Annotated in this window: 23 protein-coding genes; 14 read left to right on the plus strand and 9 right to left on the minus strand. The window is 65.3% G+C overall.

Annotated features, from left to right (window positions below):
- Positions 1-87 precede the first annotated feature (87 nt).
- Complete coding sequence (locus tag F3J44_RS27360) at positions 88-1,608, plus strand: FAD-dependent oxidoreductase (protein ID WP_167277592.1); 1,521 nt, start codon at positions 88-90, stop codon at positions 1,606-1,608.
- Positions 1,609-1,816: 208 nt separating this feature from the next.
- Positions 1,817-3,715 (plus strand): sigma-54-dependent Fis family transcriptional regulator, encoded by a 1,899-nt coding sequence (locus tag F3J44_RS27365; RefSeq protein WP_167277594.1) that lies wholly within the window; start codon positions 1,817-1,819, stop codon positions 3,713-3,715.
- 162 nt (positions 3,716-3,877) lie between these two features.
- Here F3J44_RS27365 and aldA read toward each other — a convergent pair whose 3' ends face one another.
- Both aldA and F3J44_RS27375 read right to left on the minus strand, forming a co-directional pair.
- On the minus strand, positions 3,878-5,311 hold the full coding sequence (gene aldA / locus F3J44_RS27370; RefSeq protein ID WP_167277596.1) for an aldehyde dehydrogenase: 1,434 nt from the start codon (positions 5,309-5,311) through the stop codon (positions 3,878-3,880).
- 7 nt (positions 5,312-5,318) lie between these two features.
- Positions 5,319-7,487 (minus strand): PQQ-dependent dehydrogenase, methanol/ethanol family, encoded by a 2,169-nt coding sequence (locus F3J44_RS27375; protein ID WP_167277598.1) that lies wholly within the window; start codon positions 7,485-7,487, stop codon positions 5,319-5,321.
- Between the two features lie 349 nt (positions 7,488-7,836).
- Here F3J44_RS27375 and F3J44_RS27380 point away from each other — a divergent pair, with 349 nt between their 5' ends.
- Complete coding sequence (locus F3J44_RS27380) at positions 7,837-8,934, plus strand: alkene reductase (RefSeq protein WP_167061187.1); 1,098 nt, start codon at positions 7,837-7,839, stop codon at positions 8,932-8,934.
- A gap of 71 nt (positions 8,935-9,005) precedes the next feature.
- Here F3J44_RS27380 and F3J44_RS27385 read toward each other — a convergent pair whose 3' ends face one another.
- The 5 genes from F3J44_RS27385 to benA all read right to left on the minus strand — a co-directional run bounded on the left by F3J44_RS27385 (position 9,006) and on the right by benA (position 13,745).
- A complete protein-coding gene (locus F3J44_RS27385; RefSeq protein ID WP_167061184.1) occupies positions 9,006-9,917 on the minus strand; it encodes a LysR family transcriptional regulator in 912 nt (303 codons plus the stop codon).
- A 91-nt stretch (positions 9,918-10,008) separates the two neighbouring features.
- A complete protein-coding gene (locus tag F3J44_RS27390) occupies positions 10,009-10,767 on the minus strand; it encodes a 1,6-dihydroxycyclohexa-2,4-diene-1-carboxylate dehydrogenase (protein ID WP_205300219.1) in 759 nt (252 codons plus the stop codon).
- A gap of 50 nt (positions 10,768-10,817) precedes the next feature.
- Entirely contained in the window at positions 10,818-11,831 is a 1,014-nt protein-coding gene (gene benC, locus F3J44_RS27395; RefSeq protein ID WP_167277600.1) for a benzoate 1,2-dioxygenase electron transfer component BenC, read from the minus strand.
- Positions 11,832-11,904: 73 nt separating this feature from the next.
- Positions 11,905-12,390, minus strand: coding sequence for a benzoate 1,2-dioxygenase small subunit (gene benB, locus F3J44_RS27400; protein ID WP_167061175.1), 486 nt, complete (start codon positions 12,388-12,390; stop codon positions 11,905-11,907).
- A complete protein-coding gene (benA, locus tag F3J44_RS27405; RefSeq protein WP_167061172.1) occupies positions 12,387-13,745 on the minus strand; it encodes a benzoate 1,2-dioxygenase large subunit in 1,359 nt (452 codons plus the stop codon). Before benA ends, benB begins: the two co-directional genes overlap by 4 nt.
- A gap of 631 nt (positions 13,746-14,376) precedes the next feature.
- On the opposite strand from benA, the gene F3J44_RS27410 reads away from it, so the two are divergent.
- The 8 genes from F3J44_RS27410 to F3J44_RS27445 all read left to right on the plus strand — a co-directional run bounded on the left by F3J44_RS27410 (position 14,377) and on the right by F3J44_RS27445 (position 23,444).
- Positions 14,377-15,438 carry a 3-deoxy-7-phosphoheptulonate synthase gene (locus tag F3J44_RS27410; protein ID WP_167061169.1) on the plus strand — a complete coding sequence of 354 codons (1,062 nt, stop codon included), beginning with the start codon at positions 14,377-14,379 and terminating at the stop codon, positions 15,436-15,438.
- 79 nt (positions 15,439-15,517) lie between these two features.
- Positions 15,518-15,799 (plus strand): peptidylprolyl isomerase, encoded by a 282-nt coding sequence (locus F3J44_RS27415; protein WP_054899523.1) that lies wholly within the window; start codon positions 15,518-15,520, stop codon positions 15,797-15,799.
- A gap of 31 nt (positions 15,800-15,830) precedes the next feature.
- Positions 15,831-17,786: an extracellular solute-binding protein gene (locus F3J44_RS27420; RefSeq protein WP_205300216.1), complete on the plus strand. Its 1,956-nt coding sequence runs from the start codon at positions 15,831-15,833 to the stop codon at positions 17,784-17,786.
- Positions 17,783-18,841 carry a microcin C ABC transporter permease YejB gene (locus tag F3J44_RS27425; protein WP_167277602.1) on the plus strand — a complete coding sequence of 353 codons (1,059 nt, stop codon included), beginning with the start codon at positions 17,783-17,785 and terminating at the stop codon, positions 18,839-18,841. The genes F3J44_RS27420 and F3J44_RS27425 overlap by 4 nt, the downstream gene beginning before the upstream one ends.
- Positions 18,838-19,857 carry an ABC transporter permease gene (locus tag F3J44_RS27430; protein WP_205300217.1) on the plus strand — a complete coding sequence of 340 codons (1,020 nt, stop codon included), beginning with the start codon at positions 18,838-18,840 and terminating at the stop codon, positions 19,855-19,857. Before F3J44_RS27425 ends, F3J44_RS27430 begins: the two co-directional genes overlap by 4 nt.
- A gap of 11 nt (positions 19,858-19,868) precedes the next feature.
- Entirely contained in the window at positions 19,869-20,639 is a 771-nt protein-coding gene (gene hbdH, locus F3J44_RS27435; protein ID WP_167277605.1) for a 3-hydroxybutyrate dehydrogenase, read from the plus strand.
- Positions 20,640-20,719: 80 nt separating this feature from the next.
- Positions 20,720-20,995 carry a peptidylprolyl isomerase gene (locus F3J44_RS27440; protein ID WP_167061156.1) on the plus strand — a complete coding sequence of 92 codons (276 nt, stop codon included), beginning with the start codon at positions 20,720-20,722 and terminating at the stop codon, positions 20,993-20,995.
- A 136-nt stretch (positions 20,996-21,131) separates the two neighbouring features.
- A complete protein-coding gene (locus tag F3J44_RS27445) occupies positions 21,132-23,444 on the plus strand; it encodes an autotransporter outer membrane beta-barrel domain-containing protein (protein ID WP_167277607.1) in 2,313 nt (770 codons plus the stop codon).
- Here the strand turns inward: F3J44_RS27445 and F3J44_RS27450 are convergent.
- Positions 23,441-24,064 carry a LysE family translocator gene (locus F3J44_RS27450; protein WP_167277609.1) on the minus strand — a complete coding sequence of 208 codons (624 nt, stop codon included), beginning with the start codon at positions 24,062-24,064 and terminating at the stop codon, positions 23,441-23,443. The genes F3J44_RS27445 and F3J44_RS27450 overlap by 4 nt on opposite strands.
- 106 nt (positions 24,065-24,170) lie before the next feature.
- The gene (locus F3J44_RS27455) at positions 24,171-24,875 is read right to left on the minus strand and encodes a metallophosphoesterase (protein WP_167277610.1); all 705 of its coding nucleotides are present in this window, start codon (positions 24,873-24,875) and stop codon (positions 24,171-24,173) included.
- Between the two features lie 75 nt (positions 24,876-24,950).
- Here F3J44_RS27455 and F3J44_RS27460 point away from each other — a divergent pair, with 75 nt between their 5' ends.
- From F3J44_RS27460 to F3J44_RS27470, 3 genes are all read left to right on the plus strand, one after another.
- Positions 24,951-25,466 (plus strand): DUF3016 domain-containing protein, encoded by a 516-nt coding sequence (locus F3J44_RS27460; RefSeq protein WP_167277612.1) that lies wholly within the window; start codon positions 24,951-24,953, stop codon positions 25,464-25,466.
- A 65-nt stretch (positions 25,467-25,531) separates the two neighbouring features.
- Positions 25,532-26,275 carry a carbon-nitrogen hydrolase family protein gene (locus F3J44_RS27465; RefSeq protein WP_167277613.1) on the plus strand — a complete coding sequence of 248 codons (744 nt, stop codon included), beginning with the start codon at positions 25,532-25,534 and terminating at the stop codon, positions 26,273-26,275.
- On the plus strand, positions 26,272-26,514 hold the full coding sequence (locus F3J44_RS27470) for a hypothetical protein (RefSeq protein WP_167061140.1): 243 nt from the start codon (positions 26,272-26,274) through the stop codon (positions 26,512-26,514). Before F3J44_RS27465 ends, F3J44_RS27470 begins: the two co-directional genes overlap by 4 nt.
- The last annotated feature ends 406 nt before the right edge of the window (positions 26,515-26,920 follow it).

A 26,920-nucleotide genomic window follows, 5' to 3' on the forward strand; every position in this document is an offset into this window, starting at 1 on the left:
AACCCTGTGAGCCGATCGTCAGCCCGACGCATCCCTCCCATTCCCTCGGCGTCAAATGATTCCAAAGGCCCCCTTTGGAGCAGCCCCATGACCCAGCACGCCGTGGCCCGCCTCGACCAGCTCGACCCCAACCGCCCCCTGCGCGCCCAGGCTGGCAACGAAGAAATCATCCTCATCCGCCAGGGCGACTTGGTGCATGCCTACCAGGCCAACTGCCCACATTCCGGCGCGCCCCTTGAGGAAGGCGTGATTTGCAATGGCCTGCTGGTGTGCCCGTGGCACAAGGCGGCCTTTGCGGTCGACGAAGGCGCGGTGTGCGAGCCGCCAGCGCTGGTTGGGCTGCGGCGTTATCGCACCTGGATAAAGGCCGGTGAAGTCTGGGTTGATGACCAGCCCCAGGTGCACAGCGAACTCCCACGCCACAGCGACGCCCGCACCTTCGTGGTGGTCGGTGCCGGCGCCGCGGGTTCGGCGGCGGTGGCCACCCTGCTCGACCACGGGTTTGGCGGGCACCTGATCTGGCTCGACCAGGAGCGTCAGCCGGCCTACGACCGCACTGCCCTGAGCAAATTCGTCATTGCCGGCGAGATGCCGCCCGACGAAGTGCCAGCGCTGCTGGAACCAGACCAACTGCGCAAAGGCCACCTGGACCGGCGCCTGGGCAAGGTGCGGGCGCTGGATGCCAAACGGCGCCAGATCACCCTTGCCGATGGCCAGCACCTGCACTACGACGCCGCCCTGCTGGCCACGGGCGGCAAACCGCTGCGCCCGAACATTCCGGGTATCGACCTGGCGGGCGTGATGACCTTGCGCTCGCGCGAAGATGCCGCCTGCCTGCTGGATGCGGCGGAACCGGGGCAACCGGTGGTGATCGTCGGCGATGGCTTCATCGGCCTGGAAGCGGCAGCGGCCCTGCGCAGCTATGGCGCGCAGGTGCATGTGGTCAGCCGCCACGAAGTGCCGCTGGTAAAGCAGGTGGGTGAACGCATCGGGCGCTGCATCCGCGCGCTGCATGAACGCAAGGGCGTGGTTTTCCATGGCCCGACCGAGGTACTGCGCGTGGTCGGCAGCGAACGGGTAGAGGCTGTGGAGCTGGCCAATGGTGAGCGGTTGGCCACATCGCTGGTGCTGCTCGGCACCGGGGTCAAGCCCACCACGGCGTTCGTGCAGGGCGTGGCATTGGCCAACGACCAGTCGCTGCCGGTGAGCGCTGAGCTGCAGGCCGCCGAGGGCCTGTGGGCAGCTGGCGATATTGCCACCTTCCCGCTTGCCGGGCAGCCGGTGCGTATCGAACACTGGCGCCTGGCCCAGCAGCATGGAGTGATCGCAGCGGCGAACATGCTTGGGGAACAGCGCCGCTACAACGACGTGCCGTTTTTCTGGACTTACCAGCATGGGCACACCTATGAGGTGCTGGGGCATGCCCGGGCATGGGAGCGGATCGTGTTCGTCGGGGCGCCGGAGCAGGGCGACTTCGTGGCGTTGCAGTGTGTAGGGGACCAGGTCGTGGCGGTGGTGGCTGCCGGGTACTCGGATGCCATGGCAAGGCTTTCGCAGCGGATGAAGCGGGCGTTGCGGCTGGACGAGGCCTTGGTGTTGATTGGTTAGATTTGCGGCCCATTCGCCTGTAGGGCTTGACCCGCGAAGCGAGCACCGCGGTGCATGGCACCGGCTGCGCCGGTGTTCGCGGGGCAAGCCCGCTCCTACTGAGGGTGGCGGTGCGATTGCGGGCATACAAAACGAAGGGCCGGCCCTGCCTTCGCAAAACCAGCTATGGTTTCCCCCACATCGAATAACAAGAACCCAAGGAGCGCCCATGCCCGCTCAATCCCGCGCCAGTGAACTGGCCGCCTTCGTTGACTGCCACTTCCCCGACCGTGGCCTGATGCCAGAAACCGTGATCGCCGAATCCTGGTACCGGAGCATTACCCAGCACCACCTGGACCCCGAACTGCGCCACGTCGACAACATCCTCAGCGCCGCCGAAATCCGCCAGCACCAGGCCCAGCACGAAGCGTACCTGGCCATTGCCAGCCAGGGCGTCAGCGGCCTGGCCCGGCGTGTGGTCGACGCAGGGTTCGCGGTGCTGCTCAGCGACGCCGACGGCATCACCCTCGACGCCCGGCTGCCCGCCGACGCCCAGCGCTACACGCGCTCCGGGCTGATCGTTGGCGCGCGCTGGGATGAGTCCATCGCCGGCACCAACGGCATTGGCACCGCCCTGGCCTCGCAACAGGCGCTGACCATCCACCGCCAGGAGCACTTCCTGGCCGCCAACGCCCGCCTGAGCTGTTCAGTGTCACCAATCTTCGATGCGCACAACCAGTTGCTGGGCTGCCTCAACGCCACCTGCCTGTACAACGACGGCCCCAAGCAGGCCCAGCACCTGACCCTGCAGCTGGTGAACCTGTATGCCCGCCTGATCGAAAACAGCCACTTCCGTCAACGCTTTCGGGGCCACCTGACCCTGGCGCTGAAAACCCACGACGGCTTCGCCGACCTTGCCGCCGAGCAATTGCTGGCACTGGACGAGGGCGGCCGGGTGATCGGTGCCAACCGCGCCGCGTTCCTGGCCCAGGGCGCCGACCTGCTCGGCCAGCGCATCGACTGCCTGCTGCCCGCCAATATCGACCAGTTGCTGGAACTTACCCGCGGTGGCGCGCGTGGCACGCAGCTGCGCAGCCATGACGAACGCCAGTTGCTGGATGTCGGCCTGCGGGCACCGGCAGGCTATCGCCAGGCGCCGCGGGCCACTGGCGGCGCTGCAGCCAAGACGCACCCATGCCTGGAGCAGTTGGCCGGCCAGGACCTGCAGTTGCAACAAGGCGTGCGCCGGCTGCGCAAGGTGCTGGACAAGGACATTGCCATTCTGCTCACCGGTGAAACCGGCACCGGCAAAGAAGCCTTCGCCCGTGCCCTGCACCAGGCCAGCCAGCGCCACGCCAAGCCGTTCGTGGCGCTGAACTGCGCTGCCATCCCTGAGTCGCTGATCGAAAGCGAGTTGTTCGGCTACCGCGCCGGCAGCTTCACCGGTGCCAGCCGCAAGGGCATGAAGGGTAAGCTGGAGCAGGCCAACGGCGGCACGTTGTTCCTCGACGAGATCGGCGACATGCCCGCCCACCTGCAAACCCGGCTGCTGCGGGTGCTGGCCGAACGCGAGCTATTGCCGCTGGGTGGCGAAACCCCCGTGCAGCTGGATGTGCAGGTGATCTCGGCCACCCACCAGGACCTGCCGGCGATGATTGCCCAGCAGCGTTTTCGCGAAGACTTGTACTACCGCTTGTGTGGCCTGCGCATGAAACTGCCGGCCTTGCGTGAGCGCAGCGACCGGCGCGCGTTGATCGAGCGGCTGCTGGCGGATTTGTCGGCGGGGATGCGCCTGAGCGACGCGGCGCGGGACTGCTTGCTGGGCAACGCCTGGCCCGGGAATGTGCGGCAGTTGCTCAATGCCTTGCGCCAGGCGGTGGCGCTGGCCGAGGGTGGCGTGATCGAACTGGACGACCTGCCGGAAGACCTGCAGGTAGGCGTGGCGTTGAGCAGGCCCTTGGCATTGGAACAGCAGGTCGAAGATGCCGAGGCCCGGCACCTGCTGGAGGTATTGCGGCGCGAGCGTTGGAACATGAGCGCCGCGGCCGAGGCGGCGGGGATTTCGCGCTCGACGTTGTACCGGAAGATGAAGCGGTATGGGATCGTTCAGCCGAACCAGGGAGGTTGAACAGGCCGGCCTCTTCCCAAGCCTACGGATTTTGCGCCGACCTGGTAGGAGCGAGCGCAGCTCGCGATGGGGCGCGTAGCGGCCCCACGGTTTTAGCTTCGCAGCTCACAGTGTCGGGGCTGCCTTGCAGCCCATCGCGAGCTGCGCTCGCTCCTACCGGCTTTACCCTTGGATGTACACCACCTGGGTCCGGGTGTATTCATACAACCCGTGCTTGCCGTCGGCCCCGCCGATCCCCGACTTGCGCGCTCCGGCATGGAACCCTTGCATCGCCTCGAAGTTTTCGCGGTTGATGTAGGTTTCGCCAAAGTCGATTTCGCGGCAAGCCTTCAGGGCCGCATTCAAATCCCGGGTATAGATCGACGAGGTCAGCCCGTATTCGCTGTCGTTGGCCAAGGCAATCGCCTCATCCAGGCCATCCACCACCTGAATCGGCAACACCGGGCCGAAAATTTCCTTGCGCATGATTTCCATGTCCGCCTTGCAACCGGCCAGCACGGTGGGCTGGTAGTGGAACCCCGCTCCCAAGTCGGCCACCTTGCCCCCCGTCACCAGCTGGGCGCCCTGCCCGGTCGCCGTGCGCACCATCTGCGCCACCTTGTCCAGCCCGGCCTGGTTTATCAACGGGCCCATGTCCAGGTCCGCCTGCAGCGACGGGTCGCCAAAGCGGGTGGCGGCCATGGCCTGGGCCACCTTGTCGATGAAGGCATCGGCCACCTTGCGCTCCACGTACACCCGCTCGGCGCAGTTGCACACCTGGCCGGTGTTGATTACCCGCGAAGCGACGATGGCCTTCACCGCCAGCGCAAGGTCGGCATCAGCCAGCACAATCGCAGGCGCCTTGCCGCCCAGTTCCAGGTTCAACTTGGTGATGTTCGGCGCCGCTGCGGCCATGATCCTTGCGCCGGTGGCGACACTGCCGGTGAAGCTCACCAGGTCGACCCCGGCGTGGCTCGACAGGCCATGGCCCACGCTCGCACCCTTGCCGCCGAGCACGTTGAACACCCCGGCAGGCAGCTCGGTTTCGGCCACCAGCCGTGCAAACTCGAAGCAGTTGAGCGGGGTTTCCTCGCTGGGCTTGATCACGATGGTGTTGCCGGTCAGCAAGGCCGGAGCCATCTTGCGGGCGATCAGGAAGAACGGGAAGTTCCACGGCAGGATCCCGGCCACCACACCCAGGGGCTTGCGCATCAAGAAGATATGTTCGTTGGCGCGGTCGCTGGTCAGCACCTCGCCTTCCAGGCGGCGTGCCCACTCGGCCATGTAATCCAGGTAATCGGCAGTGAAGTTGACCTCCACCTGGGCCAGCCCCGGCACCTTGCCGCCCTCCTGGACGATGAGGCGGGCCAGGCGGTCGGCGTTGGCCCGCACCTTGGCAGCGATCTGGCGCAGGTAACCGGCCCGCTCGATGGCCGTCTTCGCCGCCCAGCCTTGCTGCGCCTTGCGCGCTGCGGCGATGGCCCGCTCGACCTGCTCGCCAGGGGACTCGGGCACGCGGCCGAGCAACTGGCCGTTGGCCGGGTTATACACCTCGATCAGCGCTTCGCTGGCGACGAACGCGTTGTCGATGTAGTTCTGGTAAACCGAATCGGTCATGGTCGTGTCACTCCTGTGGGTGGTTGTCGGCCAGCGGCGACTGGGCGGCCGGCTTGGCGCTGAACTGCTGCCAGGCATTGCCTTCGCGCTTGAGGTCATGGGCGCGCTTGATCAGGTACTGGTGCACCTGCTCGACCTGCTCGGGCTTGAGGTTATCGGCGAACGATGGCATGCCGTCCGGCACCCGGCCGCCGTAGAGGATGCCGAGGAACATCTGGTGCTTTTCGCTGCTGAGCTTGCGCAGGTCTGGCAACACCCCGCCGCTGACCGCATGGATGCCGTGGCATTGCGAGCAGTTGCCGTCGTACAACGCGGCGCCGGCTGCAACGGTCTTGGCATCGGCGGTCAGCGCAGGCGGTTCCGGCGCATCGGCAGGTGGCGCGGGCTCCTGCAACGGGGCGGTACCACCGAGCTTGTAGGTCAGCACCTGGGCGAACGGCTGCACCCCGGCCCGCAGCGACAAGGCCCCGGCAAAGGTGGAGAACGCGCCGCCCCAGCCGGCCATGAAGGTCACGTACTGCTCACCGTCCACCGAGTAAGTAATGGGCGCCGCCATCACCCCGCTGGCCGCCGGCGATTCCCACAGTTTCTTGCCCGAATCGGCGGCGTAGGCGATGACCCGGCCATCGGCGCTGCCCTCGAATACCAGGTTGCCCGCCGTGCTCAGGGTGCCGCCGTTGAAGATGGTGATGTAGGGCACTTCCCAGGCCGGCGCCTGCTTGACCGGGTCCCAGGCGATCAGCTTGCCGGACCAGGTCTTGGCCATTTCCAGCAGGCCGTCGGCCCCTTCGGGCATCATGCCGGTGCGCAGGCCCAGCTGGTACACGCTCTTGAACGGGTTGCGCTTGGGCGCCTCGGGAATGTGCTCGTAATAGGCCGACATGATGTGCGCCGGGATATACACCAGCCCAGTCTGCGGGTTGTAGGACATCGGGTGCCAGTCATGGGCGCCCCAGAATGCCGGGGTCACCAGCTTGCGCTTGCCGTCCTTCCAGTAGGCCGCTGCCTGCTCGTCGAGGATCGGCCGGCCGGTTTTCATGTCGATGCCCTTGGCCCAGTTCACCGGCACGATGTTCTTGGCCGACAGCAACTCGCCGGTGGCGCGGTCGAGCACGTAGAAGAAGCCGTTCTTCGGCGCTTGCATCAGCACTTTGCGCTGCTTGCCGTTGATCGGCAGCTCGGCCAGGATCATGTGCTGGGTGGCGGTGAAGTCCCAGGCATCGCCGGGCGTGGTCTGGTAATGCCAGGCGTACTCGCCGGTGTCGGCGTTCACGGCCACGATCGACGACAGGAACAGGTTGTCGCCCTTGGCCTGGCTGCGCCATTTCGGGTCCCACATCGAGCCGTTGCCCACGCCGATGTACAGCAGGTTCAGTTCCGGGTCGTAGGCGAACGAGTCCCACGCCGTGCCACCACCGCCCCATTCGACGAAGGCATCGCCGTGCCAGGTTTTGCTGGCGATCTGCATGGCCTTGTTTTCCGGCGGCAGCTTCGGGTCACCCGGTACGGTGAAGAAGCGCCAGGCCTGCTTGCCGGTTTCGGCATCATAGGCCGTGACGTAGCCGCGCACGCCGAACTCGGCGCCGCCGTTGCCGATGATGACCTTGCCGTTGACCACCCGCGGCGCACCGGTGATGGTGTAGCTGCGTTTGTGATCGTCACGGGTGTCTACCGACCACACGCGCTGGCCGGTCTTGGCATCGATGGCTTCCAGGCGGCCATCGAGCACCCCGACATACACCTTGCCCTGCCACACCGCCACGCCGCGGTTGACTGCGTCGCAGCACGCCTCGCCGGCGCGGTGGCGGTCCGATTGCGGGTCGTACTTCCACAGCAGCTTGCCGTTGCGGGCGTCCAGGGCATAGACCACGGAAAACGGCCCGGTGGTGTACATCACCCCGTCGACCACGATAGGCGTTGCCTCCACGCCCCGGTCGAGATCGAGCTTGTAGCTCCAGGCCAGGCCAAGCTGGTTGACGTTGCTTTGGTCAATGGCCTTGAGCGGGCTGAAGCGTTGCTCGTCGTAGGTTCGGCCATGGCTCATCCAGTTACCGGGTTCCTTGTCGGCAGCGATGATGCGCTGGCCATCGACCTCGGCGGCAAAGGCAGGGGTGCTGCAGGCCATGCCCAGGGCCAGGCAGCTCATTAGCAGGCGGTACGGGCCGGTTCGGTTCATGCTGGGTTCTCCGTTCTTGTTATGGCGACACCGCGGCAGGCGTCGGCTATGCACAGAGCAACCGCTGTGCCAGGGGCCTGAGAATGGCTTGCGAGGCGCTGAACAGAGGGGTTGCGGCGAAAGCGAGAATGGCTGCGGGGTGCCGGGGCTGGTGCAGCGATGGCACAGCTGGCGCAGGGGTGACACAGGTGTGTCAGCCATTGCGGCGCTGGAGGTTCTCCTGTGCCCCGCGAACAGGCCGGTACATGCAAGCGCCATTGGGGAGCTCTACGCCGGGGTCCCGGTCCCCCCTTTCCCCAATCTTCCGCGTATCGTGCGCCCCATTGGTTTTCCCACCTTCGGAGCAGCAATGAAACTCTTGCAACCCCTGCAGATCGGCCCCCTGACCCTGCCCAACCGTGTATTCATGGCCCCCCTCACCCGCCTGCGCAGCCTGGAGCCGGGCGACGTGCCAACGCCGATGATGGCCGAGTACTACCGCCAGCGCGCCAGCGCCGGCCTGATCATCACCGAGGCCACGCAGATTTCCTTCCAGGCCAAGGGCTACTCCGGCTCGCCGGGTATCCACAGCGCCGAGCAGATCGCTGCCTGGAAAGTGATCAACGAAGGCATCCACGCCGACGGCGGCCACAGTGCGGTGCAGGTGTGGCACACCGGCCGGGTGTCGCACACCTCGCTGCAACCGGGTGGTGAAGCGCCGGTGGCGCCGTCTGCCCTGCCCGCCAACGCCCGCACGACCCTGCGTGACGAGCAAGGCAACCTGGTACGGGTGGAAACCTCCACGCCACGGGCCCTGAGCGAGGAAGAGATCGCCGGTATCGTGGCCGACTTCGGCCAGGCGGCGGTCAATGCCCGCGAAGCCGGGTTCGACTTCATCGAACTGCACGCCGCCCATGGCTACCTGCTGCACCAGTTCCTCACCCCGAGTTCGAACCAGCGCGAAGACCGCTACGGCGGCAGCGTGGAGAACCGCGCGCGCATCGTGCTTGAAGCGGTGGACGCAGCCGTTGCCCAGTGGAGCGCCGAGCGCGTGGGTATTCGGGTGTTCCCGCTGGGTGGGTTCAATGGCGTGGACAACGGCGAAGACCAGGAGGCCGCCGGGCTGTACCTGATCCGTGAGCTGGCCAAGCGCAACCTCGCCTACCTGCACCTGTCCGAGCCGGACTGGGCGGGTGGCAAGCCGCTGCGTGAGGCGTTCCGTGAGCAGATTCGTGAGGCCTATCCGGGCGTGATCATCGCAGCGGGTGCCTACACCGCAGAGAAAGGCGAAGACTTGATCGCCCGTGGCCTGATCGATGCCGTGGCGTTCGGGCGCAGCTACATTGCCAACCCTGACCTGGTGGAGCGGCTGCGGTTGCAGGCGCCGCTGAACGAACACCGGGCGCAGTTCGACTATGCCAACGGGCCTGAGGGGTACACGGATTACCCGTTCCTCAAGCGCGCCTGACCTGCGCGACCGCATCGCGAGCTACGCTCGCTCCTACGGGATTGTGCGAGCGGCGCTCGGCCGCAGGTCTATCAATCTTCCCAAGGCACCCGCTGTTCCCAACTCGCCACCAGCAGGTCGATAAACCCCCGAACCCGTGGCGACAAGTGCCGCTTGCTCGGGTAAACCACGCGAATTGGGTCTGCCGGGGGCCGGTACTCCTGCAGCACCTCCACCAACGTACCTGCGCGCAGGTCGTCGCCGGTGATATAGGTAGGCAGGTGAATCAGCCCGAAACCTGCCCGCGCGCCGTCCAACATCGCTTCGGAACTGTCTATGTTGAGCCGCCCCGGCTCCTCGCACAGGTGCAGCCCTTCAGCGGTGTGAAAACGCCAGGGCATCGACTTCTCGCCGGCCAGGAAAGCAATCTTGTCGTGCCCGTAGAGGTCGGCGGGCACCGTTGGCGTGCCGTGCTGGCGCAGGTAATCGGGTGAGGCGCAGGTCACGAACTGCTGCCAGCCCACGGTGCGGGTGAGCAGCTGAGAGTCTTCCTTTGGCGCGCCGATGCGCACGGCAACGTCCACGCCCTCCTCCACCAAATCGACGAAACGGTCGGTAAAACGGATATCGGCGCGCAGTTCCGGCCACTGCTTGAGGTAGGTATCCAGGATCGGCCGCACATGACGCTGCCCCAGCGACAGCGGCGCAGTCAGGCGCAACGTGCCCGTGGGCTTGCCACGGCGCAGGGCCATGGTGCTTTCTACCTCGTCCAGGTCATCTAGAATCTGCCGCCAGCGCTCGTAGGCCACCAGGCCCTCGTCGGTCAGGCTCAACTTGCGTGTGGTGCGGTTGAGCAGGCGCACGGCCATGCGCGCCTCCAGGCGGGCGATGCTCTTGCCCACCGCTGAACGGGTCAGGCCCAGGCTGGCTGCGGCAGCGGTGAAGCTGCCAGCCTTCACGGCACTGACGAAGGCGGCGATGTCGCCGAAGCGGTTGGGTTCCATGGCAAGGTCCAGGGCTGACGGAAGACCCGCTTAGATGGGTGCGAATTTGCATATTGCAAGCGCCGCCCGATCAACGCCGAGATCGGTGCCCTTAGCCGAGGTCGCCACCGCCCACGGGCAGGGTTACCCCGGTGATGTAGGAAGCCTCGTCAGAGGCCAGGAACAGGATGGCGCCCACTTGCTCGTCAATGCTGCCGTAGCGGTGCATCAGGCTGCTGTCGAGGGTCTGCTCGACGATCTGCTGGTACCAGCGCTTGTCCTGCTCGCTTTGTGCATCGGTATTGCGCGGCACCCGCCGGGGCGGCGCCTCGGTGCCGCCCGGTGCGGTGGCGTTGACGCGAATGCCGCGGCCTGCCGTTTCGAAGGCCAGGCAGGCCGTCAGTGCGTTCACACCGCCTTTGGCGGCGCCGTAGGGCACGCGGTTGACGCCACGGGTGGCCACCGACGAGACATTGACGATGGCGCCCTGGCCGCGTTCGAGCATGTAAGGCAGCGCCGCGTGGCAGCACCACAAGGTGGGAAACAGCGACCGGCGCACTTCGGCCTCGATCTGGGCCACGTCGTAATGCTCGAACGGCTTGGCCCAGATCGTGCCACCAACGTTGTTGACGAGGATATCGAGGCCGCCGAAGGTTTCGACTGCCGTGGCCATCACCTGCGCACATTCATCGTGGCGTTCAAGGTCGGCGGTTAGGGTCAGCATGCCTTCCCCGGCCAATTCGTGAACCAGCTCGGAACGGTCCACCGCCACCACCCGTGCACCTTCGGCCTTGAGCCGCCAGCACACACCACGGCCAATGCCCTGGGCAGCGCCGGTGACCAGGGCAACCTTGTTGTGGAATCTTGCCATCATGGTTGTTTCTCCATAATTCAACAGGCCTCTGCAGGCGCTGGACGCGCTCAGGCCGCTGCCGCCGCGAACTTCTCGAAGTAGAAATTCGCTGGGGTGATGCCCTGCTCGCGCAGGTACTGGCTGACCGCCTCGACCATCGGCGGTGGCCCGCACAGGTAGACATCGACATCCCCCTCGTTGAGGTGGCGCGGCTCGATGTGCTGGGTCACGTAGCCCTTCTGCGGGTACTGGCTGTCGGGGCTGGCCACGCAGGCACTGAAGGTGAAGTTGGGAATCCGCGCGGCCAGGGCCTGCAGGCGGTCGAGCTCGACCAGGTCGAAGTCGTGGGTGACGCCGTAGATCAGGTGCAGCGGGTGTGTGCTGCCCTGCTCGGCAATCTTCTCCAGCATCGCCGTGAACGGTGCCAGGCCCGTACCGCCAGCCAGCAGCAACAGCGGGCGCTGGATGGGGCGCAGGTAGAAACTACCCAGCGGGCCGGCCAGGCTCAGGCTGTCGCCCGCCTTGGCCAGGCTGGTCAGGAAGTGGCTCATCAACCCACCCGGTACATTGCGGATCAGGAAGCGCACCTCACCGCCCTTTTGCAGCGAGCTGAAGGAATAGGCGCGGCTCTGGCCGCTGCCCGGCACCTTGAGGTTGACGTACTGCCCCGGCAGAAAGGCCAGGCGCGCCAACCCCTCGCCCTTGAGCGACAAGGCAATGGTACTGGCGGACAGTTGCCGCACTTCGCTGATGGCGGCCTCGAAATTGGCCTGCTCGGTCTTGCACAGTTGCGAGGAGGCCGGAATACGCACCACGCAATCGCTCATCGCGCGCATTTGGCAGGTGAGCACATAGCCTTCGGCCATTTCCTCGTCATTCAGGGCGTCTTCAATGAAGTTGTCGCCCAGGTCGTAGTGCCCGGATTCCGCCTTGCACTTGCACGTGCCGCAGGCACCATCGCGGCAGTCCAGGGGAATGTTGATGCCCTGGCGGTAGGCAGCGTCGGCCACGGTTTCATGGCCGCTGGCCTCGATGAAGCGGGTTACCCCGTCTTCGAAATTAAGCGCAATTTGAAAGCTCATGGTGCACCTCGCAGGCGAGCCTGGCCGCAGTGGGCCTTTCATGGCGCACTGGGGCGGCTTGCGTGACTTCGGATCAGATGTGGTAGATGTCGATGACCTGACGCACGTAATCGTTTTTCAGCACCACCTTCTTGGCCTTGATCAGCGGCTGTTCGCCGCGCAGGTCGAGCGTGTAGAAGCTGCTGCCGAAATAGCTGTCGGTGGTCTTGTAGCGAAAGCTCAAGGTGTGCCAGTTGAAGCGCACCTGGCAGCTGCCCTCGCCGTGCTCGACAACCTCGATGTTGCTGATGTTGTGCGAGGTGCGGGTGTCGGGCACGGTCGCACTGGAGCGTTCGGTCTTGATACGGAACACCCGGTCCTCCAGGCCGCCACGGTTGCCGTACCAGATCAGTGATACCTCGCTTTGCGGATCCTGGGTGAGGGTGTCGTCGTCGTCCCAGGACGGCATCCAGAACGTGGCATCGCTGGCGTACAGTTCCAGCCACTGGTCCCACTGGCCATCGTCCAGGTAGCGCGCTTCGCGGTAGAGGAAATCGCGCACGGTGTCATGCAGGCTCATTGCACGGCCTCCACGGGAATGCGCTGCGCGTCCTGTTCGAGGGCCTTGAGCATCATGCTTTGCCAATATTTGTGCTGCAGCACGAACAGGCCTTCATCCTCTGTACGCACGCCCGACAACAACGGCTTGAGTTCGATTTCCCGCGCGGCCTCATCGGCCCCCTCTACCCAGTGCGCCGCACCACGGCACATGTCGTTCCAGCCGGTACCGCCGCCATAACCCGTCTGGCAGGAGCGGAATTCTTCGAGGTCGTCCGGGGTGGCCATGCCGCTGACGTTGAAGAAATCTTCGTACTGGCGAATACGCTTGGCCCGTGCCTCGGCGCTCTCACCCTTGGGCGCGATGCAGTAGATGGTGATTTCGGTCTTGTTCACGGAAATCGGCCGGGCGATGCGAATTTGCGAGCTGAACTGGTCCATCAGGTACACGTTCGGGTACAGGCACAGGTTGCGCGAATTTTCGATCATCCAGTTGGCGCGGGCCTGGCCGAACTCGGCGGCCAACTGGTCGCGGCGTTCGAACGCCGGGCGGTCCTCGGGGTTGGCCCAGCGGGTCCACAGCAGCAGGTGGCCATGGTCGAAGGAATAGAAGCCGCCGCCCTGCTTGGCCCAGGCGCCTGCGCTCATGGTCTTGATCGCATCCCCCGCCTCGCGCTGGTTACGCTGGTTCTGGGTGGCGGCGTAGTTCCAGTGCACGGAACTGACGTGGTAGCCATCGGCGCCGTTTTCGGCAGTGAGTTTCCAATTGCCTTCGTAGATGTAGGAACTGGACCCACGCAATACTTCCAGGCCTTCCGGGGACTGGTCGACGATCATGTCGATGACTTTCGCCGACTCGCCCAGGTGCTCGCGCAATGGCTTGACCTCGGCATTGAGGCTGCCGAACAAAAAGCCCCGGTACGATTCGAAGCGTGCAACCTTGGTCAGGTCGTGGGAGCCGTCGCAGTTGAAACTGGCCGGGTAGCCGGCATTGCCTGGGTCCTTGACCTTGAGCAGCTTGCCGCTGTTGTTGAAGGTCCAGCCGTGGAACGGGCAGGTGTAGCTGGCGCGGTTGCCGCGCTTGTGCCGGCAGAGCATCGCGCCGCGATGGCTGCAGGCGTTGAGGAAGGCGTTGAGTGCCCCGTCCTTGTTGCGCGCAATGAAAATCGGCTGGCGCCCCATGGTCAAGGTCAGAAAGTCGTTGTTCTCGGGAATCTGGCTTTCATGGGCCAGGTAGATCCAGTTGCCTTCGAAGATGTGTTTCATCTCCAGGTCGAACAGGCGCGGGTCGGTGAACATTTCGCGCTTGCAGCGATACACGCCGGTTTCGCGATCGTCCTCGAGCATGGCATTGAGGTAGTCGAATCCCAGGGACATGGCCAGGGTCTCCAATTGTTATTGTTCAGGCCCGGTCAGGTTAGGGTTTGCCCAAGCGTGGCACTATCCAATGGCTGCACAGCGCTATCCGTTTTCTGCAATTATCGCGGCAATAGCATTTATCCATTGAACAGCGAGCATCGCCTGAAGTAAGCTCGGGCTCATTCACTGGAGAGCAACATGTCTAACCGCCCCCGCAACCTCGCCAACCACACCGGTCGCACCCTGCGCCCTGTGCTGGCCGTTGCCGGCTGCCAGGCTGCCGCCAGCTTTTATTTTGGGTATTGGTTTAGCCACTAGGCGCCGAATACCCACACGGCGCCCACCTTCGAGGGGCCGCCGAACATGAGAATACTCAAACCCCCGGTCGGCTCCCCGACCGGGGGTTTTGCTTTTCAGGCCATAGCACTTTTACCGATTCATACCGAGGACAGATTCATGAACTACGCCACTTATTACTACGCAAGCACCTATGCCTGGCGATTTAGCCAATCCCGTTCGGGCCAGCCTGCCGCCTCCGTTCGGTCCATCACTGGTGGCAATGCTGCGAATCAATCAACGAATAGTCGAACACCTCGATAGGGCCGACCGCGCGGGCCAGAACCCGCCGTCCGCCCAGGGAAATTACGCCATGCAAGCCTCGAACCTCGCCCTGCCCCTGACCCAGCCGCACGCTGCCAACACCACCGTCAGCAAGCGCCTGCCCAGCCCGCACCTGCTCAAGCAGCAAATGCCGCTGTCTGCCGAACTCGCCCAGCAAGTCCACCAGCACCGCCAGGCCATCCGCGCCATCCTCGAAGGCCGCGACCCGCGCCTGCTGGTAATCGTTGGCCCGTGCTCGATCCACGACCCGCGCTCGGCCCTTGAATACGCCGACCGCCTGGCCGCCCTGAGCCGCGACGTCGATGACAAGCTGCTGCTGGTGATGCGCGCCTACGTGGAAAAACCCCGCACCACGGTGGGCTGGAAGGGCCTGGCCTACGACCCGCACCTCGACGGCAGCGACGACATGCACTCAGGTATCGCCCTTTCCCGTGGCCTGATGCTGAGCATGCTCGAACGCGGCCTGCCGATTGCCACCGAACTGCTGCAACCCATGGCCGCCGGTTACTTCGACGACCTGCTGGGCTGGGCTGCCATTGGTGCGCGTACCACCGAGTCGCAGGTCCACCGGGAAATGGTCAGCGGCCTGGAGCTGCCGGTCGGCTTCAAGAATGGCACCGACGGCGGCGTGGGCATCGCCTGCGACGCCATGCGCAGCGCCGCAGCCCCGCACCGCCACTTCGGCATGGATGCCCAAGGCTACCCGGCGGTCATCGAAACCCTGGGCAACCCGGACACCCACCTGGTGCTGCGCGGCGGCCACAAGGGCCCGAACTTCGATGCCACCAGCGTCGCCCAGGCCCGCCAGGGGCTGGCCAAGGCCGGGCTGCAGGCGCGGATCATGGTCGACTGCAGCCATGCCAACAGCGGCAAGGACCCGGCGCGCCAGCCGGCGGTGTTCGAGGACGTGCTGGCCCAGCGCCTGGCCGGTGACCGCTCGCTGGTGGGGGTAATGCTCGAAGGGCACCTGTTCGATGGCTGCCAGGCACTGGGCAAGGGGGCACTGAAATACGGGGTGTCGATCACCGATGGCTGCCTGGGCTGGGACTCGACCGAAGCCTTGCTGCGCGAGGCTGCCGCCCGTCTTTGATGCGCCGTGGCAAGCCTGGCGAGACATGACCCGACCAAGTGCGCTAGGCTTGCGCTTTTCACCCTAAGGAGTAGTACCCATGGCACGCGCCACTGCCCGCCACATCCTCGTCAATAGCGAAGAGAAGTGCAACGAACTCAAGGCCCAGATCGAAGCCGGCGCCGACTTCGCCGAAATTGCCAAGGCCAACTCCACCTGCCCATCCAGCCGCCAAGGTGGTGACCTGGGTTCGTTCGGCCCGGGCCAGATGGTCAAGGAATTCGACACCGTGGTATTCAGCGCCCCGGTGAACACCGTGCAAGGCCCAGTCAAGACCCAGTTCGGCTACCACCTGCTGGAAGTGACCAGCCGCCAGGACTGATCCGCTGATCATGCCCCTTGTAGGAGCGGGCTTGACCCGCGAAGCCAGCACCGCGGTGCATGGCACCGGCTACGCCGGTGTTCGCGGGGCAAGCCCGCTTCTACAGGTAATTGCGGCGCGCTTGCGAGCAATGGTCCCTAGCCCGCAAGGGCTGGGTGATCTCCTACAGGGGCTGATGCTGTTGTGCATGGCCGGCATCGCCCAGGCAGCCCCCACCCACGCCCTCACCGTTTATGGTGAAGCGCCGCGCTACCCCGACACCTTCCAGCACTTCGACTACGCCAACCCCGACGCGCCCAAGGGCGGCCTGCTGCGCCGTTCGGCCATCGAGATCGGCCAGTTCGACCATATCCTGCCCTATATCGACAAAGGCACCGGCGTCAGTGAAGTTGACGGCTGGCTGTATGCGCCATTGGCCCAGCGCTCGTTCGACGAGCCTTTTACCGTTTACGGCCTGATCGCCCGGCGCATGGAACGCGGCCCAGGCGATGCCTGGCTGCGCTTCGAAATCGACCCACGCGCCACCTTTGCCGATGGCCAGCCTGTGCGCGCCGAAGATGTGCGCTTCAGCTTCGACACGCTCATGGCCCAAGGCAGCCTGAAGTACCGCACCCAGTTCGCCGACGTGGCCAATGTCACGGTAGAAGGGCCGCGCCAGGTGCGTTTCGACTTCAAGCAGCCCCACGGCCGCACCCTGGCACTGGACGTGGCCAGCCTGCCGGTGCTGCCCGAACACGATTGGGCCACACGCGATTTTGCCAACGGCGCCGGTTTCGACAAGCCGGTTGGCAGCGGCCCCTACCGCATCGGCCCCCTCGACAATGGCCGCAGCATCACCTTCGAGCGCGACCCGAACTGGTGGGCCAAAGACCTCCCCGTCAACCGTGGCCGCTACAACTTCGCACGCATCCGCATCGAATACTTCGGGGACACCGAGGTTGCCCGCCAGGTGCTCAAGGGCGGCGGCTACGACTACAACCGCGAGTTCTCGGCCACCGCCTACACCCTCGGCTACAACGGCGCGCAACTGGACGACGGGCGCCTGCAACGCGCCCACCTGGGCCCGGCGAAGCCGCAAGCGGCCCAGGGCTTCGTGTTCAACCTGGACAAACCACCGTTCAAGGACCGCCGCGTGCGCCAGGCGCTGGCGCTGTTGTGGGACTTCGAGTGGAGCAACCGGCAAATGATGCGCTCCATGTACATCCGCCAGCAGAGCCTGTTCTCCAATACCCCACTGGCCGCCCGCGACCTGCCGGATGCCGCCGAGTTGAAGCTGCTTGAACCGCTGCGTGGGCAGGTGCCGGACGAAGTGTTCAACCAGGTGTTCAAGGCGCCGGTGACCGATGGTTCAGGCATCGTTCGCCCGCAGCAGTTGCAAGCCCTGGCCCTGCTGCAGCAAGCCGGATGGCGGCCTGAAGGCGATCGTCTGGTCGATGCCCAGGGCGAGCCGCTGCAGTTCACCTTCCTCAACGGCCAGTCCGGCATGGAACGGCTGCTGCTGCCGTGGAAGCGCAACCTGGCCCAGATCGGCGTCACCCTGAACATCCGCAACGTCGATGCGGCGCAGTACGTGAACCGCGTCATGGCCCGCGACTACGACATGATCGTCACCGGCTACCCCGTCACCCTGTCGCCGGGTACGGAGCTGTACAGCTACTTCGGCTCGGCAGCCGCCCACGACCCCGGTTCGAACAACCTGATGGTGCTCAAGGACCCCGCCGTGGACCGCCTGATCGACGGCCTGGTGCGCGCCGACTCCCAGGCCGACATGCTGCGCCACGCCCATGCCCTGGACCGGGTGCTGCAATGGAACTACTACTGGATTCCCAACTACTACCCGCCAGGCAGCTCGACGGTGTGGTGGAACCGCTTCGGCCTGCCGCGCACCCAGCCCGCCTATGACGAAGGCCTGGACAGCTGGTGGGAAATCAGCCCCCAGGCGCTGACCAACTCGCAGATGGCCGAACGGCTCAAGGGCACGCCATGACCCGCTATATCCTGCGGCGCCTGCTGCTGATCATTCCCACCTTGCTGGCGATCCTGCTGGTCAACTTCGCCATCGTCCAGGCTGCCCCGGGTGGCCCGGTGGAACAGGCGGTGGCGCGCCTGCAGGGCATCGGCGCCGGCGCCCCTGGCGCACGGGCCGAGGTGGTTCACGGTGAATCGCGCGCCACCCGGGGCCTGGACCCCAAGCTGATCGAAGAGATCAAGCGCCAGTACGGCTTCGACAAAACCGCCTCCGAGCGCCTGTGGCTGATGCTCGGCCAATACGCGCGGCTGGACTTCGGCCAGAGCTTTTTCCGTGGTGCCAAGGTCACCGACCTGATTCTCGACAAGCTGCCCGTCACCTTGTCACTGGGCTTCTGGGCGACCTTGATCACCTACCTGGTGTCGATCCCGCTGGGCATTCGCAAGGCCGTGCACCACGGCAGCCGCTTCGATGCCTGGAGCAGCGCGCTGATCGTGGTCGGCTATGCCCTGCCCTCGTTCCTGTTCGCCCTGCTGCTGATCGTGCTGTTCGCCGGCGGCACCTCGCTGAACTGGTTTCCGGTGCGCGGCCTGGTGTCGGAAGATTTCGCCCAGCTGAGCCTGCTGGGCAAGCTTGCCGACTACTTCTGGCACCTGGTACTGCCGGTGGGTTCGCTGGTGATTGGCGGCTTCGCCACCCTCACCCTGCTGACCAAGAACGCCTTCCTCGACGAAATTTCTCGCCAGTACGTGGTGACCGCCCGGGCCAAGGGCCTGAGCCAGCGCCGGGTGCTGTACGGCCATGTGCTGCGCAATGCCATGCTGCTGGTGCTGGCCGGCCTGCCCCAGGCGTTGATCACGGTGTTTTTCGCAGGCTCGCTGCTGATCGAGGTGATCTTTTCCCTCGATGGCCTGGGGCGCATGAGCTACGAGGCCGCGGTGTCGCGCGACTACCCGGTGGTGTTCGGCACCCTGTTCATTTTCACCCTCGCCGGCCTGCTGTTCCGCCTGATCGGTGATTTGGCCTTCACCGTCCTCGACCCGCGCATCGACTTCGACACGAGGGCGCATTGATGCTGTCGCCGGTTTCCCGTCGTCGCCTGCAACGCTTTCGCCGCAACCGCCTGGGCTGGGTGTCGCTGTGGTTGTTTGCCGGCCTGCTGGTGCTTAGCCTGTGCGCCGAGCTGGTGGCCAATGACAAGCCGCTGCTGCTGGGCTACAAGGGCCAGCTGTACGTGCCGGCACTCAAACGCTACAGCGAGCAGCAATTCGGCGGCCAACTGCCGTTCCAGCCCGATTACCGCAGCGCCTACGTGCGCCAGCTGATCGAGGGCCAGGGCGGCTGGATGTGGTTCGCGCCCATCCCGTTCAGCGCCGACACCCCCAACTACGACCTGCAGGTGCCAACCCCTAGCCCGCCGAGCAGCAGCAACTGGCTGGGCACCGATGACCAGGGCCGCGACGTGCTTGCCCGGGTGCTGTATGGCACCCGCACCTCGTTGTTGTTCGCCTTCGCCTTGACCGTGGCCAGCGTACTGATCGGCGTTGCGGCCGGCGCGCTGCAGGGCTACTACGGCGGCTGGGTCGACCTGCTGGGGCAACGCTTGCTGGAAGTGTGGTCCGGGCTGCCCGTGCTCTACCTGCTGATTATCCTCAGTGGCTTCGTCGAGCCGGACTTCTGGTGGCTGCTGGGCATCATGGCGCTGTTTTCCTGGTTGACCCTGGTGGATGTGGTGCGCGCCGAGTTTCTGCGTGGGCGCAACCTGGAATACGTGAAAGCGGCGCGGGCGCTGGGCTTGCCGGATACACAGGTGCTCTTGCGCCATGTTCTGCCCAATGCGATGAATGCGACGCTAACCTATGTACCGTTCATGCTGACCGGGGCAATCACCACGCTGACGGCGCTGGACTTCCTCGGTTTTGGCATGCCGGCCGGCAGCGCCTCGCTGGGCGAGCTGGTGACCCAGGGCAAACAGCACCTGGAGGCACCGTGGCTGGGCTTCACCGCCTTCTTCGCGCTGGCGGTCATCCTCTCGCTACTGGTATTTATCGGCGATGCCTTGCGCGAGGCATTCGACCCTAGACGCTAAGGAGTAACCGCATGACCCTCAAAGGCAAGACCGCACTCGTCACTGGCTCCACCAGCGGCATTGGCCTGGGCATCGCCCAGGTACTGGCCCGCGCTGGCGCGAACATCCTGCTCAACGGCTTCGGCGACCCGGCACCGGCCTTGGCACAAATCGGTGCCCATGGGGTAAAAGCCTTGCACCATCCGGCCGACCTGTCCGACGTGGGGCAGATCGAAGCGCTGTTCGCCCTGGCCGAACAGGCGTTCGGCGGCGTCGACATCCTGGTCAACAATGCCGGCATTCAGCACGTGGCACCGGTGGAACAGTTCCCGGTGGAAAGCTGGGACAAGATCATCGCCTTGAACCTTTCGGCGGTGTTTCATGGCACCCGCCTGGCCCTGCCCGGCATGCGCGCACGCAATTGGGGGCGGATCATCAATATCGCTTCGGTGCATGGCTTGGTGGGTTCCACGGGCAAGGCCGCATATGTGGCGGCCAAGCATGGAGTCGTTGGCCTGACCAAGGTGGTGGGCCTGGAAACGGCCACCAGCAATGTCACCTGCAATGCCATCTGCCCTGGCTGGGTGCTGACCCCGCTGGTGCAGAAACAGATCGACGACCGCGCCGCCCAGGGCGGCGATGCCGTGCAGGCGCAGCATGACTTGTTGGCCGAGAAACAGCCTTCGCTGGCGTTCGTCACCCCCGAGCACCTGGGCGAATTGGTGCTGTTTCTGTGCAGCGAGGCCGCTAGCCAGGTTCGCGGCGCCGCCTGGAACGTCGATGGCGGCTGGCTGGCCCAGTGACGGCCAAGCCTGAAACCGCACAAACCCCTGCGTTCAGGCATAATACCGGCCTTTTTTTGCCCCCGAAGTACAGGTGCCCCATGAAAGCTCAAGCCCGCCACATCCTGGTCAAAACCGCTGATGAAGCCGAAAAGCTCAAGCAGCGCATCGCCAACGGCGAGGCCTTCGACGTGCTGGCCCGCAAGTTCTCCATCTGCCCTTCGGGCAAGCGCGGCGGCGACCTTGGCGAGATTCGCCCAGGCCAGATGGTCGGCGCAATCGACCAGGTGATCTTCAAGAAGCCGCTGCGGGTCGTGCACGGGCCGATCAAGAGCAAGTTCGGCTATCACCTGGTGCAAACTTTCTACCGCGACTAACGGCAGCGGGCCACCTAGCATTTCTGCTAGTTGCCCGCTCAGCCGTATTCCCCTACAAATCAGGCAGGCCTGGGGCTGCATCACACTGCACAGCCCTGGGTTCTGGTCCCTCCTTGCGGACACGGAGACCTGCCTGATGCGCTACCCACGCCTGCTCATTCCCGCCGCCTTGCCGCTGTTGACCCTGCCCCTGCTGGTGCATGCCCAGTCCTTGACCGTATCGGCCGGCGACACCCTTGGCGCGGTTTCCCAGACCCCGGCCATCGACGACTTCACCATGACGGGTGGCACCGTGCAGTCGCTCAACCAAGGCGAGGGTTACGACCGTTTCAACATGTCCGGCGGGCGCATCATCGGTGCCTTCGAGGACGGTGATTTCGCTATTTTTTCGGGCGGGCGGATTGGCCGGGTGGACCTGAAACTGGCCGACAACTACTTCGAGATGTCCCAAGACACCGACGTGGAAACCCGCATAGACGGCAACCTGGTCAGCGGTTTCGGCAACGACACGATCATCCTGCGCGGCGGCACCATTGGCGGCAACATCAGCACCAGCGGCGGCGTAGACCAGATCACCATCAGTGGCGGCCAGTTGCTGGGCAACGTGCTGGCCAGCGCCGGCAACGATGTGTTCACCTGGTCGGGCGGGCGTATTGGCGGCAGGGTAGACATGGGCATTGGCGACGACCAGGCCACAATCATCGGCTTGAAGGCCGACACCCTGAACATCACCCTCGACGGTGGCGCCGGCAACGACAGCCTGCTGTTCCGGGGTAGCGAGGTGGCCGGCGGTTCGCTCTACGTCAATTGGGAAAGCATCAGCCTCGCCGACAGCAGCCGCTTGGTCCTCGACGACACGCTGACCATGGGCGATGCCACCAGCGGCACCGGCCAGCTGAACCTCGATAACAGCAGCATGCTCATCTCCCGCCAAGGCAGCGTGGTGCCCTTCACCAGCGGCCTTGGCGCCACGCTGGTCAATGCCGGCACCATTGACCTGGGCAGCGGCAACGACGGCCTCGGCCGGCTGACCGTGGTCGGCAATTACCAGGGCGACAACGGGGTGCTGCGGGTCAATAGCGTGCTGGCCGGCGACGATGCAGCGTCCGACCGGTTGGTGGTGAGCCAGGGCACGATCACCGGCACGACTGAGCTGCTGGTCAACAACCTCGGGGGGACGGGCGCAGCCACCCCCAGCAACGGGATCGAGGTTGTCGAGGCGCGCGACGGCGCGACCAGCAGCAACGGTGCTTTTGTGCAAACCCAGACCCTGTCGGCCGGCGCCTACGATTACCGGCTGTTCAAAGGCGGCGTGACCGCCGGTAGCGAAAACAGCTGGTACTTGCGCTCAACCCTGGTGGCCGCCCCTGCTGCGCCCATCGAGGAGGTGCCCGGCGAGCCCCCCGTGGCGCCAGCGTTGACACCCCCGGTGGCGGCCCCTGCCCCCGGCCAGCCTGAACTGCCAGCCCCGGTGGCCGGTGAAAGCCTGCCGCTGTACCGCCCCGAGGTAGCGGTGTATGCCGCCGCGCCCCGGGGTGCGGCGATCATCGCCCGCCAGGCGCTGGGCACCTTCCACCAGCGCCAGGGCGACCAGATGCTGCTGGCCGGCGCAGGCGCCCTGCCGGCAAGCTGGGGCCAGGCCTACGGCAGTGCCCTGCGCGAACAATGGAGCGGCACGGTCAGCCCCACCCTGGACGGCAACCTGTATGGTTTCAAGGTCGGCCAGGACCTCTACGCCACGCCCATGGACAACGGTTACCGCCAGCACATGGGCCTGTATGTCGGCCACAGCCGGCTAGACGGCGACGTCAACGGCTTCGCCCTGGCCATGTACAACCGCAGGGTTGGCGACCTCACGCTCGATGGGGACAGCGTGGGCGGCTACTGGACCCTGGTAGGGCCACAAGGCGGGTACCTCGACACCGTGCTGCAATATACCCACCTGGACGGCCGCGCCCGCTCCGACCGCGGTGGCCAGCTGAACCTCGACGGCCATGCCTGGACTGCCTCGGTGGAGTCCGGCTACCCCATGGCACTTTCTCAACACTGGACGCTGGAGCCGCAAGCGCAGCTGATCGCTCAGAAAGTCTCGCTCGACACGGCCAGCGACGGTATTTCCACGGTCAGCCACAACGCCCAGGTGGAGCTTACCGGGCGTGTCGGTGTGCGCCTGGAAGGCGCCTTCAGCAGCCGCGGCGGCCACCTGCTGCAGCCATACGTGCAAGCCAACCTGTGGCACGGCGATGGCGGTCGCGACACGCTGAAATTCGATGGTACAGACCCCATCAAGACCGACTACCGCTTCACCTCGCTACAACTGGAGGGCGGCCTGGTAGCACAGCTGAGCAAGGCACTGAGCCTGCATGGCGGCGTGCAGTACACCAGCAACCTCGACAGCCGCCAGCAGCAAGCCAGCGGCGTCAACCTCGGCGTGCGCTGGCAGTTCTAGCGGCGTGCAGCCAAAAGGCCCAAACCTGCGCAACCCAGCAGCGAAGCACTGATCCGGTTGAACATACGGCGCGGCCCTGGCTGGCTGAACCAGCGTTGCAGGTAGGCGCCAAGGCCCGAATAGATGGCGATCGCCGCCCATTCCAGCAACAAGAACAGCACACCCAGCCAGAGGAACTGCTCGCTGACCGGGGTGGCGCTGCCCACCGAAACGAACTGCGGCAGGAATGCGGTGAAGATCAGGATGGCCTTGGGGTTGCCGGCTGCCACCCAAAACTCCTGGCGAGCCAGGCGCCAGGTGCCACGCGGGTGTTCGCTGGCCAGCACCGCCTCGCCCAACGGCGCACGCCACAACTGCCAGGCGATGTAGAACAGGTACGCCGCACCCACCACCTTGATCGCCATGAACAGGTATTCGCTGGTGTGCAGCACCACTGCCAGGCCCATGGCCGCCAGCGCGATCATGGCGCTGAAGGCGGCAATGCGCCCGCCGCCGGCAACGCAGGCCGTGCGCAAGCCATAACGGCTGGCGTTGTGCAGCGACAGCAGGTTGTTCGGCCCCGGCGCCATGTTCAAGGCAAAGCAGGCGGGGATGAATAGCAGCAGGCTCGACAGATCCATTGTGTTCTCCAGGCAACCAGCCGCTACTGTCCCCGCCGGCCAACCGTGGGTCAAGGTACAGCCACAGGCAAAAACTGTATGGCCGTCGGCGACGTGTGCACCGGGTTCAGGCTGATGGCGTTGGCGCTGCCGGGTAGAGCAGCGCCAGGCTGGCCATGTCCATCAGGCTGAAATGGCCGTTGGCCCAACCGCCGGTGTCCAGGTGCCAGACGTTGCCCAGCGCCTTGGCCTGCAGCACCGGCGTGTGCCCCACCAGCACTGCGCGCACACCGGCCACCGGCTGGGTATTGCCCTCTTTCAACCGCGTGCGTGACCACTGGCACACCTCACGCACCTGCGGGTCATCGTCGAACAGCAGGCTATCGCGCAGGGCAGCCCAGTCGTCGAAGGGGCTGTTGGCATGCAGCAGGCCGATCAGGCCGGCTTCGGTCTGCACCTCCATGGCAATCGGCAGTTGCAGGAACTGCTCCACGTAGACGGCCTGCTCGTCGGCCGGCAGGTCAAGGAACCAGCCTCCCCCTGCGGCGCGGTACATCTCAAGGTCCAGTCGGCCGCCGCGCAGGTGGGTGATCGCCAATGACTCATGGTTACCCTGCACGGCATGGAACCAGGGCTGGGCCAGCCATTGCAGGGCCTCTTCGCTGTGGGGCCCGCGGTCGACCAGGTCACCGACACTGAACAGGCGATCCACGTGGCGGTCGAACCCAACGTCATCCAGGCACGCTTGCAGCCTGTGAAAATGGCCATGGATATCGCCCACCGCCAGGTCGCGCCCCTTGCTGTTGGCGGCTACCCGCCGAAACCGGCTCATTACAATCTTCCTCTGCTGGGTTACCTGCACAAGCGTAAAATAGAGGCACACGCAAGCCACCCTGGAGGCCGCATCATGCGTACCATTCTCGTGTGCGCCGTGCTCATGGCGCTGTCTGCCAACAGCATGGCACAAGGCACCCCACCTGCGCAGGTCGAGGTGCGTTTCGACCACCCGGAAAAATTTCGCGACGCCAGCCTGAACAGCCCAGGCTATGAGCGCGGTGCCGATGATTACGTCATGAAGACCCTCGACCAGTATCTGCAATCGCTTGGCCAGCGCTACCTGCAGCCGGGCCAGCACCTGGTCGTCAACATCCGCGACATCGACCTGGCTGGGCGTTACGAGCCCTGGCACCGCGGTGCGAACGACGTCCGCTTCATGCGCGAGATTACCTGGCCAAGCATCGACCTGAACTACACCCTGAGCCAGCCCGGCCAGCCAGACCGCCAGGCCCAGGAGCGGGTCAGCGACAAGATGTACCTCAGCCGCCCGGGGCGCGCCAGCCACGGCAGCGACCGCCTGTACGCCGAGAAGGCCATGCTCGCTGACTGGTTCCGCCAGCGCTTCGCGGCGCAGCCAGCGTCCTGATTGATCCTCGGCGCGCTCTGGCAGTATGCTCGGCCCTTAGACTTGGTCCGGGGGAAGGACTCTCCATGAAACTCTGTGCTGTTCAACTGGCTTCGCGCAAGGGCGACTTCGAAGCCAACCTGGCCCGCCATCAACACTGTATCGAGCAGGCGGCGGCACAGGGTGCCGGGCTGGTGGTGTTTCCCGAGCTGTCCTTGACCGGCTATGAGCCCACCCTGGCGCGCCAACTGGCCTTGCCAGTGAACACCCCGCGCCTTGCGCCGCTGCAGGCCCTGTGTGACCGCCTGGGTATCAGCGTGGCAGCGGGCCTGCCGCTGCCGAGCGCGAACGGGGTATTGATCGGCATGCCAATCCTGCGCCCCGGGCAGGCGCCACTAGCTTATGCCAAACAGCGCTTGCACGCTGACGAGCTGCCGTTCTTCGCCCCGTGCGACCAGCCCTTCGTGTTCGGTGGCGGCGAGCACCAGATTGCCCCGGCCATCTGCTATGAATCAATGTTCATCGAGCATGCCCTGCACGCCAGGGAGCTGGGCGCCGACCTGTACCTGGTCAGCGTGGCCAAGACGGCCAAAGGCGTGCGCGAAGGCTATGAGCACTACCCGCAGGTCGCCCGCAACCTGGGCATGCCGGTGCTGCTGGCCAACTGCGTAGGCCCGGCCGACACTTTCATCGGCGCAGGCGGGTCGGCGGCCTGGGACCGCCAGGGCAACTTGCTGGCGGCACTGGATGAGCGCCAGGAAGGCCTGGTGATACTGGATACCGCGGCGCAAACGGCCAGCTGCAAGGTACTGGACCTGGGTCGCGTATGAAGTATCTGCTACTGACCTTGGGCAGTTTTGCCCTGACGTATTACCTGGTTGGCCTGTTGATTCAGGGGCGCCTGGCCGACCTGGCCGACGGGCTGCGCCACCAACCGGATGCGCCCTCGCCTGCCGAGTATCTTGACGCCATCAGGGCGCATGCTCGCAAGGCGCACTGGCAGTACACGCTGGCCGCTGGCACCGTGCTGGCGGTGCTGGTGTGCATGGTGGTGAGCTGGTTCAACTAAGGGCATCGGCCTGGGATTATTACCACCAGGCGCGCCACGATCTCCCCTGTAGGAGCGAGCGCAGCTCGCGATGGGCTGCAAAGCAGCCCCGCCGTGAAGCTGGAACCCTGGGGCCGCTGCGCGCCCCATCGCGAGCTACGCTCGCTCCTACCAAGGCAGATCACAAATCCAGCGTGAGGCTTTGCCGGCCTTCCAAGGCCATTACCACCAGGCGCGCCCGCCCCCCCTGTAGGAGCGAGCGCAGCTCGCGATGGGCTGCAAAGCAGCCCCGCCGTGAAGCTGGAACCCTGGGGCCGCTGCGCGCCCCATCGCGAGCTACGCTCGCTCCTACCAAGGCAGATCACAAATCCAGCGTGAGGCTTTGCCGGCCTTCCAAGGCCATTACCACCAGGCGCGCCCGCCCCCC

Origin of the sequence: Pantoea sp. Tr-811 (assembly GCF_011752535.1) — a bacterium.
Taxonomy (GTDB): Bacteria; Pseudomonadota; Gammaproteobacteria; order Pseudomonadales; family Pseudomonadaceae; genus Aquipseudomonas.

Bases quoted from the DNA above. Each gene is read 5' to 3' on its own strand.
- benA (WP_167061172.1), bottom strand. From the start codon at position 13,745: ATGTCCCTGGGATTCGACTACCTCAATGCCATGCTCGAGGACGATCGC.
- aldA (WP_167277596.1), bottom strand. From the start codon at position 5,311: ATGACCGATTCGGTTTACCAGAACTACATCGACAACGCGTTCGTCGCC.
- F3J44_RS27450 (WP_167277609.1), bottom strand. From the start codon at position 24,064: ATGGATCTGTCGAGCCTGCTGCTATTCATCCCCGCCTGCTTTGCCTTG.
- F3J44_RS27455 (WP_167277610.1), bottom strand. From the start codon at position 24,875: ATGAGCCGGTTTCGGCGGGTAGCCGCCAACAGCAAGGGGCGCGACCTG.
- F3J44_RS27380 (WP_167061187.1), top strand. From the start codon at position 7,837: ATGAAACTCTTGCAACCCCTGCAGATCGGCCCCCTGACCCTGCCCAAC.
- F3J44_RS27470 (WP_167061140.1), top strand. From the start codon at position 26,272: ATGAAGTATCTGCTACTGACCTTGGGCAGTTTTGCCCTGACGTATTAC.
- F3J44_RS27460 (WP_167277612.1), top strand. From the start codon at position 24,951: ATGCGTACCATTCTCGTGTGCGCCGTGCTCATGGCGCTGTCTGCCAAC.
- F3J44_RS27425 (WP_167277602.1), top strand. From the start codon at position 17,783: ATGACCCGCTATATCCTGCGGCGCCTGCTGCTGATCATTCCCACCTTG.
- F3J44_RS27465 (WP_167277613.1), top strand. From the start codon at position 25,532: ATGAAACTCTGTGCTGTTCAACTGGCTTCGCGCAAGGGCGACTTCGAA.
- F3J44_RS27375 (WP_167277598.1), bottom strand. From the start codon at position 7,487: ATGAACCGAACCGGCCCGTACCGCCTGCTAATGAGCTGCCTGGCCCTG.
- benC (WP_167277600.1), bottom strand. From the start codon at position 11,831: ATGAGCTTTCAAATTGCGCTTAATTTCGAAGACGGGGTAACCCGCTTC.
- F3J44_RS27445 (WP_167277607.1), top strand. From the start codon at position 21,132: ATGCGCTACCCACGCCTGCTCATTCCCGCCGCCTTGCCGCTGTTGACC.
- F3J44_RS27390 (WP_205300219.1), bottom strand. From the start codon at position 10,767: ATGGCAAGATTCCACAACAAGGTTGCCCTGGTCACCGGCGCTGCCCAG.
- F3J44_RS27415 (WP_054899523.1), top strand. From the start codon at position 15,518: ATGGCACGCGCCACTGCCCGCCACATCCTCGTCAATAGCGAAGAGAAG.
- hbdH (WP_167277605.1), top strand. From the start codon at position 19,869: ATGACCCTCAAAGGCAAGACCGCACTCGTCACTGGCTCCACCAGCGGC.
- F3J44_RS27410 (WP_167061169.1), top strand. From the start codon at position 14,377: ATGCAAGCCTCGAACCTCGCCCTGCCCCTGACCCAGCCGCACGCTGCC.
- F3J44_RS27360 (WP_167277592.1), top strand. From the start codon at position 88: ATGACCCAGCACGCCGTGGCCCGCCTCGACCAGCTCGACCCCAACCGC.
- F3J44_RS27440 (WP_167061156.1), top strand. From the start codon at position 20,720: ATGAAAGCTCAAGCCCGCCACATCCTGGTCAAAACCGCTGATGAAGCC.
- F3J44_RS27385 (WP_167061184.1), bottom strand. From the start codon at position 9,917: ATGGAACCCAACCGCTTCGGCGACATCGCCGCCTTCGTCAGTGCCGTG.
- benB (WP_167061175.1), bottom strand. From the start codon at position 12,390: ATGAGCCTGCATGACACCGTGCGCGATTTCCTCTACCGCGAAGCGCGC.
- F3J44_RS27365 (WP_167277594.1), top strand. From the start codon at position 1,817: ATGCCCGCTCAATCCCGCGCCAGTGAACTGGCCGCCTTCGTTGACTGC.